This is a genomic window from Micromonospora sp. NPDC047548 (assembly GCF_040642975.1).
Classification (GTDB): domain Bacteria; phylum Actinomycetota; class Actinomycetes; order Mycobacteriales; family Micromonosporaceae; genus Micromonospora.
On sequence record NZ_JBEYTI010000014.1, the window covers coordinates 99695 to 113687 of the forward strand.

General features: G+C 70.6%; 10 protein-coding genes. 5 read left to right on the forward strand and 5 right to left on the reverse strand.

Features of this window, described 5'->3' with window-relative positions; genetic code table 11:
* The 5 genes from ABZ807_RS17085 (at position 1) to ABZ807_RS17105 (ending at position 5477) form a co-directional block, all read left to right on the forward strand.
* On the forward strand, positions 1-1110 hold the full coding sequence (locus ABZ807_RS17085) for a DegT/DnrJ/EryC1/StrS family aminotransferase (RefSeq protein WP_357158153.1): 1110 nt from the start codon (positions 1-3) through the stop codon (positions 1108-1110).
* A complete protein-coding gene (locus ABZ807_RS17090; protein ID WP_357158155.1) occupies positions 1107-2129 on the forward strand; it encodes a hypothetical protein in 1023 nt (340 codons plus the stop codon). Before ABZ807_RS17085 ends, ABZ807_RS17090 begins: the two co-directional genes overlap by 4 nt.
* Entirely contained in the window at positions 2119-3093 is a 975-nt protein-coding gene (locus ABZ807_RS17095) for a methionyl-tRNA formyltransferase (RefSeq protein WP_357158158.1), read from the forward strand. Before ABZ807_RS17090 ends, ABZ807_RS17095 begins: the two co-directional genes overlap by 11 nt.
* A gap of 84 nt (positions 3094-3177) precedes the next feature.
* Positions 3178-4464, forward strand: a complete 1287-nt coding sequence (locus ABZ807_RS17100) for an MFS transporter (RefSeq protein WP_357158161.1) — start codon at positions 3178-3180, stop codon at positions 4462-4464.
* Positions 4461-5477 carry a hypothetical protein gene (locus ABZ807_RS17105; RefSeq protein WP_357158164.1) on the forward strand — a complete coding sequence of 339 codons (1017 nt, stop codon included), beginning with the start codon at positions 4461-4463 and terminating at the stop codon, positions 5475-5477. Before ABZ807_RS17100 ends, ABZ807_RS17105 begins: the two co-directional genes overlap by 4 nt.
* A gap of 25 nt (positions 5478-5502) precedes the next feature.
* Here the strand turns inward: ABZ807_RS17105 and ABZ807_RS17110 are convergent, their stop codons facing one another.
* The 5 genes from ABZ807_RS17110 to ABZ807_RS17130 all read right to left on the reverse strand — a co-directional run bounded on the left by ABZ807_RS17110 (position 5503) and on the right by ABZ807_RS17130 (position 13794).
* The gene (locus tag ABZ807_RS17110; RefSeq protein ID WP_357158167.1) at positions 5503-6960 is read right to left on the reverse strand and encodes a glycosyltransferase; all 1458 of its coding nucleotides are present in this window, start codon (positions 6958-6960) and stop codon (positions 5503-5505) included.
* 26 nt (positions 6961-6986) lie between these two features.
* The gene (locus ABZ807_RS17115; RefSeq protein WP_357158170.1) at positions 6987-7868 is read right to left on the reverse strand and encodes an ABC transporter permease; all 882 of its coding nucleotides are present in this window, start codon (positions 7866-7868) and stop codon (positions 6987-6989) included.
* Entirely contained in the window at positions 7865-8875 is a 1011-nt protein-coding gene (locus ABZ807_RS17120; RefSeq protein WP_357158267.1) for an ABC transporter ATP-binding protein, read from the reverse strand. The genes ABZ807_RS17115 and ABZ807_RS17120 overlap by 4 nt, the downstream gene beginning before the upstream one ends.
* A gap of 5 nt (positions 8876-8880) precedes the next feature.
* Positions 8881-9969, reverse strand: coding sequence for a glycosyltransferase (locus ABZ807_RS17125; protein WP_357158173.1), 1089 nt, complete (start codon positions 9967-9969; stop codon positions 8881-8883).
* A 204-nt stretch (positions 9970-10173) separates the two neighbouring features.
* Positions 10174-13794, reverse strand: a complete 3621-nt coding sequence (locus ABZ807_RS17130; protein WP_357158176.1) for a DUF4082 domain-containing protein — start codon at positions 13792-13794, stop codon at positions 10174-10176.
* Positions 13795-13993: the final 199 nt, after the last annotated feature.

Genomic DNA, 13993 nt, shown 5'->3' on the forward strand with positions numbered 1-13993 from the left:
ATGACGCAATCCGTTCCGCTGGTCGATCTGCAGTGGCAGCACGCGGAGATCGCCGACGAGGTGACCGCCGGCTTCGCGGACGTCATCGGCGCCGGAAGCTTCGTCGGCGGCCAACAGGTGACGGCCTTCGAGCGGGAGTACGCGGCGACGATGGGCGTGCCGCACTGCGTCGGCGTCGCCAACGGCACCGACGCGTTGGAGCTGGCGCTGCGCGCCGTCGGCGTCGGCCCCGGCCACGAGGTCGTACTGCCCGCGATGACATTCGTCGCGACAGCTGAGGCGGTGGTGCGCTGCGGCGCCACCCCGGTGCTGGTCGACGTCGACCCCGACCACCTGCTGCTGGACCCTCGCCTGCTGACCCGCGCGCTCAGCGAGCGGACCCGCGCGGTCCTGCCCGTTCACCTGTACGGCCAGCTTGCGCCGATGGAGCGGATCCTGGAGATCACCATGCCGCGCGGCATTCCGGTGGTCGAGGACGCCGCCCAGTGTCAGGGGGCAACCAGGCACGGTCGGCCGGCGGGGACGTTCGGGGACGCGGCCGGCACCAGCTTCTACCCGGGCAAGAACCTCGGCGCCTACGGTGACGCGGGGGCGGTGCTCACCGGTGCCACGCAGGTGGCCACCCGGGTTCGCCTACTCGCCAATCACGGCGCGGAGACCAAGTACGACCACATCACCGTCGGTTTCAACTCACGCATGGACGCCCTGCAGGCAGTCGTGCTCCGCGCCAAGCTCGCCCACCTCGCCCGCTGGAACACGCTGCGCCAGGAGGCGGCGAGCCGCTACGACAAGCTGCTCGACGGGGTCGACCGGATCACCCTCCCCCGAACGGCCACGGGCAACACGCACGTCTGGCACCTCTACCCGGTGCGGGTGGACGATCGGGACGCGGTGCTGAGCCGCCTTCAGCACGACGGCATCGGCGCCGGCGTGCACTATCCCCGGCCCGTCCACCTGCACCCCGCCTTCGCCGCGCTCGGTGCGGGCGTGAGCGCCTTCCCCGTCGCCGAGCAGGCGGCCGGCACACTGCTGTCCCTGCCGCTCCATCCCGGCATTTCCGCCGACCAGCAGGAGCGGGTCGCCGAGGCACTGGTGCGGGCGATCCGATGACGGCAGGGCCGGTCATCGCGGCGTCGCCCGCCACGAGGCTCGCCCGGCTGGTGGCCGACGCGGCCGCCCGGGTGGAGCTGGACCTGACCGACCGGGTCGTGCTGACCGAGGCCGCCACCGGGGCGTACGTGGTCACGCCGGTCCTCGCCGCCCTGGCCGGCGCGGCACGGGTGCACGCGTGGACGCGAGCCAGCCGGCACGGGTCGGTCGCCGAGGTACACGCACAGACGGAGGCGCTAGCCGCGCAGTTCGGGGTGGCCGATCGCATCACGATCACCGATCACCGTTCGCTGGCCGACGTCGCCGCTGCCGATGTCGTCACCAACAGCGGCCACGTCCGGCCGATCGACGCGACCCTGGTCGCGGCTATGAAGCCGGGCGCGGTCGTGCCGCTCATGTTCGAGGCGTGGGAGATCCAGGCCGGACGCTTCGACCTCGACCTCGAGAGGCTGCGTCAGCGCGGGGTCGCGGTGGCCGGCACCAACGAGCGCCACCCGTCCGTCGACGTCTTCTCCTATCTCGGGCTCATGGCGGTGAAAGCGCTGATCGATGCCGGGATCCCGACCTACGGCACGCACCTCGGCGTGCTCTGCGACAACCCGTTCGAGGACTACCTGGTACGCGGGCTGCGCGGGGCGGGCGCCCGCTCGGTGACCGCCGCGGCCTCGGTGGCCGGCCTGTCCCCTGCCGCTGCTCTGGACGCGTTGGTGGTGTCGCTGCGCCCGACCGGCGGATCCGTGCTCAGCCCGGCGACGGTCGAGGAAATCGCCACCCGCTGGCCCGGGCTGCCGGTCGTGCAGTACTGGGGCGACCTCGACCGCGCCGCTCTCGACGCCGCCGGCCTGCCGTACTGGCCGATGATCCCGCCCAGTCCCGGGCACATGGCGGTGCTGCCGTCGGCCGTCGGCCCCGACCCGATCGTGCGGCTGCAGGCGGGTGGGCTGAAGGTGGCCGAGGTGCTGCTTCGCCCGCCGGCGCTGCGCAGGCCGCAGGACCTGGAGTTTCTCGATGAGCTCTGAGCCCCGCTCGCAGGTGGTGCACCTGGGTCTCGGCCCGACCGCTGCCGCCGCGTACGCGTCGCTGTCGGGCCGCTTCGACGTTGTGGCGCTGGTCCGGCCGGGCGACGACGAGCTGGTCCGCACCGCAGCTGCGGGCGGCGCCGAGGTCACCGGCGAGACCTCGCTGGCGGCGGTGCGCGAGCTGGTCGAGCGGCTGGCACCCGACGCGGTCGTCGTGTCCTCCTACGACCGGGTGCTGCCGGCGGGCCTGCTCACCCTGTGCCCCTTCGTCAACGTGCACTACTCCCCGCTGCCCCGCTATCGCGGCCGGGCCAATGTCAACTGGATGATGCTCGCCGGCGAGCCCGAGGCGTGGATCAGCGTGCACACGATCGTGCCGGGTCTCGACGCCGGTGGCGTTCTCTTCCAGGCTCCGACGCCCATCGGGGCATGCGACACGGTCGGCGATGTCTACCGCCGCCTCGACGACCTGCAACGGGAGCACCTGGCCGACGCGGTCGCCCGGCACCTCGAGGGCGACCCAGGTGTGCCGCAGGACGAATCACACGCGACGTACGGATGCACGAGGCTGCCTGAGGACGGAGAGATCGACTGGCGGGCCTCCACCGCCACCATCGACCGCCAGGTCCGGGCGCTGTCGGCGCCGTTCCCCGGCGCCTACACCTACGTCGGCCTGCAGGTGGTGTGGATCGACCGGGCGACACCCGTGGCGGACGCGCCGGTCTACGCCGGCCGCGTGCCCGGCCGGGTGGTCCGGGTGGACAAGCAGAACGGCTGCGTCGACGTGCTCACCGGCGACGGGGTGCTGCGGCTGGAGTCACTGCGCGTCGACGGCCAGTGTCCGGTCCCGGCGACCCACGTCGTCTCGTCCGTCCGCGCCACGCTCGGGTTACGCACGATCGACCTGGTACGCCGGATCACCCAGCTCGAAGCGGAACTCACGGAACCGCGGCGTGCCGGGTAGGCGGCAACCCGGTCCCGCTGGGGGCACGGCGAAAGGCGAAGCTCGGTGTACGTATCACTGCGGGACAGGCCCCGCGGACGTGACATGCCATCGACCACGGGCACCGCTGCCCAACGGGTCGCCACGACCGTCATCCTCCTCGGCATCGTCAGCATGCTCACCGATGTCTCCTCCGAGATGGTGTCGTCGGTCCTCCCGCTCTACCTGACCGCCCAGGTGGGTCTTGGAATGGCCGCCTACGGCCTGCTCGACGGCCTCTACCAGGGGGTGAGCGCGGTCGTACGGATCGCGGGCGGCTATGCCGGGGACCGGAGCGACCACCCGAAGTGGGTCGCCGCTGTCGGGTACGGGTTCTCCGCGCTGAGCCGCATCGCGATGCTCCCGGTGCACGGTCTCGCGGCGATCACCGCCGTGATCACGGCCGACCGGCTCGGCAAGGGGTTGCGTACCGCGCCCCGCGACGCGTTGATCGCCGGCGCGTCCGAGCCGCACCTGCTGGGTCGCTCGTTCGGCGTACACCGGGCGCTGGACACCCTCGGCGCCGCTCTCGGTCCGCTGATCGCGTTCTCGCTGCTCGCCGCTGTGCCGGCCAGTTACGACTCGGTGTTCGTGGTCTCGTTCGCGTTCGCCGTCGTCGGTGTCGCCGTACTGGTGCTCTTCGTGCCCGACCGCCGCACCGCGCCCCCCGGCGCGCGCCTCGGGTTACGCCAACTCGGTCGGGAGCTGACCCGGCGGCAGCTACGCCGCCCACTGGTCGCGGCGGCGTTGCTGGGCCTGTTGACCCTCGGCGACGGCTTCCTCTACCTCGCGATACAGGACCGCGACGACGTCGCGGCGCGCTACTTCCCGCTGCTCTACGTGGGCACCAACATCGCCTACCTCGTCCTCGCCGTGCCGATCGGGCGCCTCGCCGACCGGGTCGGCAGGGCCCGGGTGCTGGTCGCCGGCCACCTGCCGCTGCTGGTCGCCTACCTGCTGACCGCCCGCTCCGCGGGCGGTCTCACGTCGACCGTCGCCATCCTGCTGCTGCTCGGCACCTTCTACGCCGCCACCGACGGCGTGCTGTCGGCCCTCGTCAGCGGGCTCGTTCCCGCCCAGGCGCGGGGAAGCGGAATCGCGGCGGCGCAGACCGCCCTCGCGCTGGCGCGGTTTGTCGCGTCGCTGGCGTTCGGCCTGCTCTGGCAGCTGCAGGGACGGGTACCCGCGATGCTGGTCGTGGCCGGCCTGCTGACCGCCGCCATACCCGTGGCTTTCTGGCTGCTGCGCGAGGTGGATGCCGGCCAGATCGCCGCGCCGCACGCGAGAAGCAGCGACCAGGTGCGCGAGGCGGGGCCGCGGCGCCCGGACGGCACGCCGGAGGTGAAGGCATGACGCTGCGGCTACGGGTGGCGCTGTTCGCGGGCGTCCTGGTGCTCGCAGTCCTCGGTGGCGGCGGATACGTGCTGCTCGAACGCCGCGCGCAGGATCAGGCCGGGGCCGACGCACGAGTCGCCGCGAACCCGGACGGCCTGTCCGCCATGGCGCGCCAGCCGCACCTCGTCTTCCGAAGCACCGCGCCGGATGACGGCTACGGGCGGGTTGCGCTGGCGCCGCTGTCCGCGCCGGACGGCCCGCGTGCCCTCACCTCGGCCAAGTGCGACCGGATCTACGCCAGGGCCGGCGAGGCGATCTGCCTGGCCTCCCGAAAGGGCCTGGTGACGAGCTATCAGACGACGTTGCTGAACTCCGACTGGACGCCGCGGCGCGACCTGCCGCTGACTGGCGTCCCGAGCCGGGCCCGGCTGTCCCGCGACGGCTCGCTGGTCGCCACCACCACCTTCGTCTTCGGTGACTCGTACGCCACGCCTGGTCAGTTCTCGACCCGCACGATGGTCAGTCGGGTGGACGGCACGATGGTCGGGGACATCGAGCAGTTCGTGCTGGTGGTCAACGGCAGGACGGTGACCGACGCGGACCGGAACCTGTGGGGCGTCACCTTCGCCGACGACGACCGGTTCTACGCGACGGCCGCGTCCGGTGGGCGTACCTGGCTCGTCCATGGCAGTCTCACTGCCCGGCGGGTGACCGCGCTGCGCGAAGACGTCGAATGCCCGTCGCTGTCACCGGACGGCACCCGGGTCGCGTTCAAGAAGCACGGTGACCTGCCTTCGGGTCGTTGGCGGCTGGCGGTCTACGACCTCAGGACCGGCAAGGAGACTCTCCTCGCGGAGGAGCGCAGCGTGGACGACCAGGTCGAGTGGCTTGACGACGATCAGGTGATCTACGGCCTGCCGCGCAGCGGCTCAACCAGGGCGACCAGCGACGTCTGGGTGGTCCCGGCCGGCGGCGGCGGGGCAGCCCGGTTACTCGTGCACGACGCCTGGTCACCGGCGGTGGTCCGGTGACGTGCGTCGTGCCGGTGTGACGGGATCAGCGCCGCGCATGGTGGAGGAAAGTCGGTACCGGCTTGCCCTGGACGACGCTGCGCAACACGGTGGCGTGACGGCTCAGGCACAGCTCTGCCGAAAATGCCGACCGGGCCTCGTCACGCAACCGCTGACGGTCGGCCGCCCACCGCGCCCGGTCCGCGACCAGCGCGGACATCGCCGAGACCAACTGGTCCTGGTTGCCCTGCGATCGGAACCGCAGGTCGCTGATCAGCTGCCAGTCGATCGCCTCGGGGTCGCCGGCGGGGTTGTCCACGAGGTGGCCCCGGCCACCGTCTCCCAACTGCTCGCGTGCCCCGCCGACGTCGCTCATCACCACCGGCAGGCCGGCGGCGAGCGCCTCCATCGAGGCCAACGGCCACCCCTCGAAGAACGAGTCGAGGACGAACGCGTCGGCCGCTGCCAGCAAGGCCGAGGTGTTCGCACAGTGGCCGCGCAGATGGATCCGACTGGCGCAGGTGAGGCGCTCGGCGTGGGCGCGCACCTGCTCGTAGTAGCGCTGGTCGTCGGCGCGGCCGGCGACCAGCAGGTGCGCCGCGGGATGAACCGCAGCCACCTGGGCGAACGCGGTGACGAGCGCGAAGGTGTTCTTCTGCAGGCCGTAGCGGGCCAGCGAGAGGAAGACGAACTCGTCGCGCAGACCGAGCGCCGCCCGCGCCTGCGACCGGTCGACCCATCTGAGCCGCTCTTCGTCGACTCCGTTCGGCACGGTCACTATCCGCTCTGCCGGGAAGTTCGGGTTACGCGCGAGATACTGCCGCCGGACCAGCTCGCTGACGGCGATCTGGGCCTGGATCCGATGGCTTCGCCGCCGCTCGGGCTCCCACGTGTCGGGGTGCAGGAAGTGGTGCATGCCGTGCAGGGTCTCCACCCACGGCACGCCCAACTCGGCCGCGACGTCGAGCAGCCAGTCGGGTGCACCGTGCGCGCTGATGACGTCGGGCCGATGTGCCCGCAGCCACTCCCGACACGACTCTGCGGTCAGCGCCACCGTGGCCACCCCGTCGCGTTCCAGGGCGCGTACGAGGCGACCGCTCTGACCCTGATAGCCGGGCATCGTGGTGCTGGCGTACGCGACCACGGTCTGGACGCCGTGACGCGGAAGCCGGCGGCCCAGAAACGCGACGAACTCGTCCATCCCGCCGACGTCGAGCACGTCGATGGCGACGACGACGCGCAGTGGCGCCTCTCCGGCCGACGCGGGCCGGCCGACCGTCGGCGGGGCCAGATCGGGACCGGCGCCAGCGTCTGGCACCGGTGGCAGCGACTCGAGGTCGCCGGTGCCGCGGCCCGGCAGGAGCGGTGTCGACCAGTCCTCCAGCGGGCCGGACGATTCCGTCTCACCTCCGCCGACCCTGCCGAGCACGAGCCGGCCGAGGCGGCGCAGTGGCACCGGGACAGCGTGGGCGCGGCGCTGCGCCCAGAGCAGAAGACGATGCATGGCAGGGCCAATCGGCTGGAGCGGAATCACACGCTGAGAATGCCGAGTCGACGGGCAAGCTTCAGCGATCGATCGAAGACGAAGAGCCCGCCCGTGAAGACGACCAGGCAGAAGAGCGCCAGTATCGCGATCGAGACAGCTGGCGACTGCTCGCCCGCGGGCGGGTCTGCCATCAGCAGCTGACGCTCGGCGCTGATCACGTACGAGTGCGGGACGAGATAACTCACCCACCGGATCCAGTCCGGCAGCACGCTGACCGGGAAGAGGGCGCCACCGAGCACACCGGCAGCCAGGCCGTAGAGCGCGATGACCGGCTCGCCCCGCTTGAAGAGTACGAGGAAGCTCGCCGCGAGCGTGCCCACGGCGTTACAGGCCACGATGCCGAGGAAGAGCACCAGCAGCGCCAGGGGGATGGACCGCGCCTCGATCGGCGCGCCCAGGGCCCAACCGACGCCGACCATGATGCAGGCCAGGATTCCGCCGGTGACGCTGCGCCAGATGTTCATCGCGAGCGGGATCAGCGCCCACGGCACCGGCTCGACGAGGTAGGTCTCCAACGTGCCGCGCTCCTGGGCGTACTGGAGGCGGTTGGTGAGCCCGGTAAGGGCTTCCTGCAGCCCGGCGGTCACCGCCGTGCCGATGAGCATGACCGAGAAGAGCTGGCCGCCCATGTCGAGGAACGCGCTCTGGAAGTAGTAGAGCAGCACGGGAAAGACGACGGCGAGATAGCGCAACAGGCTCGCCGCAGGGAACATCCGCTCTTCGACCAGGTCGATCCGGATGTATCCCTCGAAGGTTTCGAGGACCTTGCGCAGGCGGGTACGGCGACGGATCGGCACCGGATAACCCAGTGCCGCCGCCGCGCTCGCCCCGGACGCGACGGAGCCGGCACGGGACTCGATGCTCATCGCAGCACACCCTCTTCCGCGGGCCCGCTGGCGTAGACCTGCGCGATCAGGTCGCGCAGCGGCATCGGGACCTCCCTGATGTGTTGGATCGACGCGGTGAGCGGACCGAGCCCGGCCAGGACGGCACCGACGCCACCCCGGGCCGGCATGCGACAGATGACGGTGCCGCCGTCGACGGTGATGTCGATGCCTTGGGCGATCAGCTCGGCGCTGGCGTGTCGGGCTCGTAGCGGATCCGTGAAGACCAGTTCCAGTTGCGGGCTTTCCCACTCGTCGCGAAGGCTCTGCAGATCGCCCGAGTACCTGACCCGGCCGCGGTCCAGGAGCAGGGCCTGCGACTGTAGTGCCTCGATCTCCTCCAGTCGGTGCGAGGAGATGAGCACCGCGAGTTGCTCCCGGTCGACCAGGTCCATGATGAGCGTCAGAAGTTGATGGGCGGCGATCGGGTCGACGGCACCGGTGGGCTCGTCGAGGATCAGCGCCCGCGGGCCCGGCAGGAGCGCCCGGGCCAGGCGCAGTCGTGCCTTCATCCCGGCGGAGAGGCTCGCGACGACCGCGTCGGTCTGGGGAACCAGATTGACGGCCGCGAGAACGTGCGGGATCCGCGCGGCCAGGTCCCGCCGGTGCATGCCCTGCAGGCGGCCGTGCAGCTGGAGGTTCTCCCGGCAGGTGGCTCGCATGAGCAGGCTGCGGTCCTCGGCCGGCATCCAGCCGACGACCTGACGGATCTCCTCGGAGTCGCGCTCGACGTCGAGGCCCAGGACGCTGCCGGTGCCGCCGGTCGCCGTGGTCAGTCCGACGATGATCCGGAACAGTGATGTCTTACCGGCGCCGTTGGGGCCGACGATGGCACAGATCTCGCCAGCCCGTACCACCAGGTCCACCCCGTCGAGAGCCTTGACCGGCTCGGTGATGTGGGTCCGGGCCAGGAACCGCATCCACTTCGGCGTCGGCTCGTAGAGTTTCGACAGCGCGGAAAGGACGATGACATCCCTTCCGGCGGGCATTGCGCTCACAGCGACCCCACCGCGCTCATCAATCCCGTCCGGCGCCAACGCCGCCAGCGGATCCGGCCGCCGAGGTCCGCCATGGCCCGACCGACCGTGCGGGGCACCACCGGCCCCCGGCCGCTGCGCGACCGCGTCTGCGTCCGCTCGTACGCCCGCCACAACCGCGGGTCGCGCTCGGGTGGGCACATCTCCGCGGCCAGCGCGACCAGCTTGTCGTGCGGCTCGTCGCCGACCTGACCCAGCTTCTCCGCCTGGCACATGGTGACCAGCGCCTCGCGGGCGAGGGACCGCAGGGCCACCTCGCGCAGCTGGTGACCGTCCGGAAAGCAGGCGCTGTCCTCGTCGAAGAGGATGTCGAAGGTGCGCCTCCGCTCGGCGATGTCGGTGTAGACGCCGGCGAACATCTCGACGTGCATGTTGGCCCCATGCTTGCGGTAGAACGCCTGGTCCGCGCCGTTGATCCGGCCGATCGGACCACGCGTCGCGGCCCGCAACCACAGCAGAAGGTCGGCGGCGTGTGGCAGCCGCTTGTCGTAGCCGACGAACTCCCGCATCAGCGAGCCGCGCATGACGACCTCGGGCGTGGAAACCGGGTTGCTCATTCGCCGGCACATCTGCTCGATCCATTCCAACCCGGGCCAGATCGACCACGAGCGGGCGGTCGTGCGGGGCGTCGGTGGCCGGTCGGCAAACGTTGGCGAGAAGCCGTAGACCATTCCCACCTCGGGGTGGGCCTGCAGCAACGCGACCGACCGGGCCAACGAGCCGGGACTGAGCAGGTCGTCGGCCGAGAGCAGGACGACGAACTCCCCCTCGGCGACGGCCAGCCCCTCGTTGTAGGTGGCGATGTGGCCGCGGTTGGTCTCGTGGGCGATCAGCCTGACCCGCTGGTCGGCCGCAGCGAGCCGCCGGGCGACCACGCTGCTGCCGTCCGGAGAGGCGTCGTCGACGATCACGACGTCGACCTCGACCTCCTCCTGCCCGAGTACGCCGGACACGCAGTCGGGCAGGAAGCGCCCATAGTTGTAGCAGGGAACCACGACGGAGACCGTGGGCCGCCCTCGCAGCGGTTGGGGTCTGAGCTTGATCACGGTCGCACCACCGCTTACCTCGCTGTCTCCGCCTCAGCCGGCCGGTTGCCGCGGCCTGTGTGCCGCGTTGCGGCATTCCTCTCAACAACCGCCCCGCCCGCGCGTCTCGCGCCGGGTGCCTGCTGACGAAAGCCACGCTTCCACAGGCAGGGCGGGGATCACAACGACTCACCGGCTCGGGCCGCTGTCGCCAATGTGACCCCGCTATGCACGCTTGAAGACGACGTCCACCCAGTAATTGGCGTTTGAGGGATTGCCCGGAAAGCCTCCGCCGTACCGGTAGACGGCACCGGCGGCGGGAATGTGCAGGGGCCCGCGCGTCAGTGGGTTGGTGAACGAGTTGCTGGTCAGCGCGTACCGCCCGGCCAGGGTCTGGTACGAGATGACGTACGTGGTGCCCGCAGTGATGGTGACCGGCTGGGAGAACTTCAGCATCTGCCACCCCGAGGCGGTCTCGTCCTCGAACGTGGCGGTGGCCAGTAGGGTGCCGTTCGCCGACCAGAGCGTGCCGGTGTGGACGCCACCGTTGAGCTCGCCCTTGTAGAAGCGGACACCCTGCACGTCACCGGCGACGTCCGAACTGAACTTGACGCCGACCTCCACCGCACTGGTGTCGTTCCAGTTGTCCCAGGCCGGCAGGTCATCCTCGGCGAAGAACCCGATCGTCGTCGGGGCGGGAGGCGGTTCCGAGCCCCCTCCGGGCAGGATCAACGGATCCACCCAGTAGTTGGCGGCCTGGTAGGAGTTGTTCGGGAACGCGGGGGTGCCGCTGTAGCGGTAGACCCCGTTGGCGGTGGCCGGCGCGGTCAGCGGACCGTTGGTCCAGGCCGAGGCGAAGAAGTTCGTGGTGATGGCGTAATGGCCGTTCGGCGCATGGTAGGACACCACGTACGTGGTGTTGGCGGAGATGGGCACCGGGTTTGCGAACATCGCGCTCTGCCACCCGATCGCCGCGTTCGACGGGAAGGTGAGCCGGGCCAGCAGTGTTCCGCTCGCCGTCCACAGGCTTCCTGTGTGCGTGCCGATGTTGCCATCGCCGCGGAAATACCGCAGGCCGATGACCGAACCGCTCACCGACGGCCGGAACTTCACGCCCACTTCGACGGCGCCACCATCGTTGTACGCCGGAGACGCCGGCGTGGCGTTCGTGGCGAACAGCTTCAGCACGGACGGATCGAGGTCGGTCGTGAAAGACCACCGCGTCGGCGCGTCCATGGCGTTGCCCTGGGTGTCGCTGCCCACCACCGCGGCGGTGTACGTCCGCGTCGCTTCCAGCGGGGATGCGGGAGTGAACGTGGCGGTTCGGGTGGGCCCGTCATACCCGACGGTGCCCGCCACCGGGGCGCCGGCCGAGTTCGTGAGCGTGAACTGCAGGCTCGACGCGTCGATCGGCTTGGAGAAGGTGGCAGACGGCGCCACCGAAACCGGCACACCCGTCTGGTCACCGATGGGGTTGATCGACGAGACGGCCGGCGCCGCGTCGGCCGCGGCCGTGAAGGTCACGTCCACGTAGTAGTTCGTACCGTCGTAGGTGCTGGCCGGAAAGCCGCTGCTGCCGTAGCGGAAAAGGCCGTTGCCGCTCGTCTGGGTGGCACGAGTCGCGGCGAGCGGGCCGGACACCCAGTCCCGGTAGTTGAACTGGTGGAAGTCGGCGGCGTAGTGGCCGGCGGGAGCGAAGTACGACGCGACGTACCTGGTGTGGGCGGTGACCGGCACGGCGGTGCTGAAGCTCAGCTTCTGCCACCCGGTGGCCGTCTCCCCGGTGAACGTCCCGGTCGCCAGCCGGGTGCCGCCAGCCGACCAGAGGCTGCCGGTATGGGTGCCGGTATTGCCGGGGCCCTTGTAGAAGCGGATTCCGGTGACGAAGCCGTCGGTCAGCGGCGTGAACCGGATGCCGAGTTCCCACGCGCCGGCGTCGGACTCCGCCGGGTTTGCCGGCAGCCGTTGACCGAACAGGGTGTTCGAGCCGGTGAGCGTGAGCACGGCGGGCTGGCTGGGCTGGCCGAGGTTGGCGCTGTCGTCGGTAGCGCGGGCGAGAATGCTCTGCGTGCCCAGTCCACTCGCCCAGAACCGGTAGGTCCACGAGGTGGTGCCCGCCGCCGCATGCCAGGTCTCGCCGCCGTCGGTGGACACCTCCACGCCGGCCACCCGGCCGCCGCCGGTGTCGCTGGCGGTGCCCTGGACGGTGACCTCGTTGCCGTTGGTCGCCGACACCCCCGTCGTGGGCGAGGTGATGGTCGCGGTCGGCGGCTGGGTGTCGGTCGACGCGCTGGCCGCGGCCCGGCCGGTCATCAGGGTGGCCGGCTGGACGCCCATGTCCGCGAGGAGGTTGATGGTGGCCTGCTGGATGGCCGGGTCGGCCGGCTCCACCGCGGTGCGGGAGTCGTGCCTGTCGTCGAGGCCCCAGCCCCACTGAATGGTGCCGGCCGAGAACACCAGTGCGCCGCTGCTGGCCTTGTACATCGTGATGTGGTGGGTGGTGGTTCCCGGGCTCACCTTGTTGCCGAAGTCGCGAAGATACTGCGGTGTCGGACCGGTGGTGGTGGACATCCGGATCAGTCCCGCGGGCCGGAACCCGTTGTCCAGGTCCTCATTGGACTCGTACCCGACGAGGTGCTCGGCAAGAGTGGTCACCTGTCCCGGGGCGGCGGCGGCAACGGAGGTGTTGCGCCAGATCCGGAACCGGCCCTGCTCGGCCGGAACCTGCAACGGCAGGTCGTCGTCGTTGGCCACGTATGCGGTACCCGTCAGAGCGTTTTCCGGCCTCCCGCCGTCGCCGGGCGGGGTGAACCGCGGGTCCCGCCACGTGCCGGTCCATTCCGCGGAGTCATCGATCTTGTCGTTGGCCCAGGTCTCCTTGTAGCAGACCAGGGTGCGGTACGGCGTGCCGGAGCCATCCTGGCTGCTCTCCCAGCGGGTCTTCCAGTAGACCTCGTTGCCGCTGAAGAAGGCGAGGTGCACGCCGGCATCCCGGGCCGCCTCGACGTTGGCGCGCTGCGCGCCTGACCAGTATTCGTCGTGCCCCACCGAGAGGAACACCTTGTGGTTTCGGATGAGGCCGCCCCGCCGGTCGCTGTCGATCCCGGTCGTGTAGCTGACGTCGTAGCCGTTGCGCTCGAGGAAGCGGATCGTGGGGTATTCGTTGCTGAAGAGGAAGTCGCGCCCCGACATGTGGCCGCGGGTGGCGAACGGGCGGTTGTAGCTGAGCGCGTAGGCACGTCCCCGGGCGCCGCCCTCGTAGAAGTTGGATCCGCCGTAGAGGTTGTATGCCTGCCAGGTGGTGTCGGAGGTCTGGAAGAAGAGCCTCGACTGGCTGGAGTCGTCACGCACGACGAAGACGATGTGGCTGCCGTCCTCGGCCCCCGGACGCTGCAGTCGGGCGATGTAGACGCCGGACACCGCGCTCTGCGGGACGGTCCAGCTCGCCGAGACGGCCCAGTTGCCGCAGTCGTAGATCTGCGTGCCGGCGTCCTCGAGACAGTCGGGCTGCTGCTGGGGCAGGGGCACGGAAGGCACAGCGCTGCCCCACTTTCGCGCGCCGTCGCCGCCATACCAACCGAGGCGGTAGATGTCGATGGTGTACGAGGACGCCGCAGCCTTGATCTTGAAATCAACCTGCTGGCCGACATTGACACTGATGTCGGTCGCGAATCCCTGCAGTTCGGGGTCGCCTGCGCCGACCACATCCCATTCTGAGGCCGGCGATCCTGGCTTGCCGTTCTCACACACGACGACGTTGTCGGGGGTGCCGCAGGCATCGGTGGCGGCGTTCGCTGGGGACATGACGAGGCCGGTTCCCAGCAGAAGCAGTCCGGTGAGAGCCACCGCGCCACCCGCGGCCCGGCGCGCCCCCGGCCGCGGGCACCTCCACCCGCGCCCCGAGGTGGTCGCCCGCGAGAATCGCCCCGGACCGCCCGCACGCCTCGCCCAGCCCGACCTGGCCGCTGCCGATGCACGAGTCAGAACAGCAGGTGCTGACAATCCGTCTGCCCGGCCGAGTCCATCCGCGTCCACGGACCCTCGC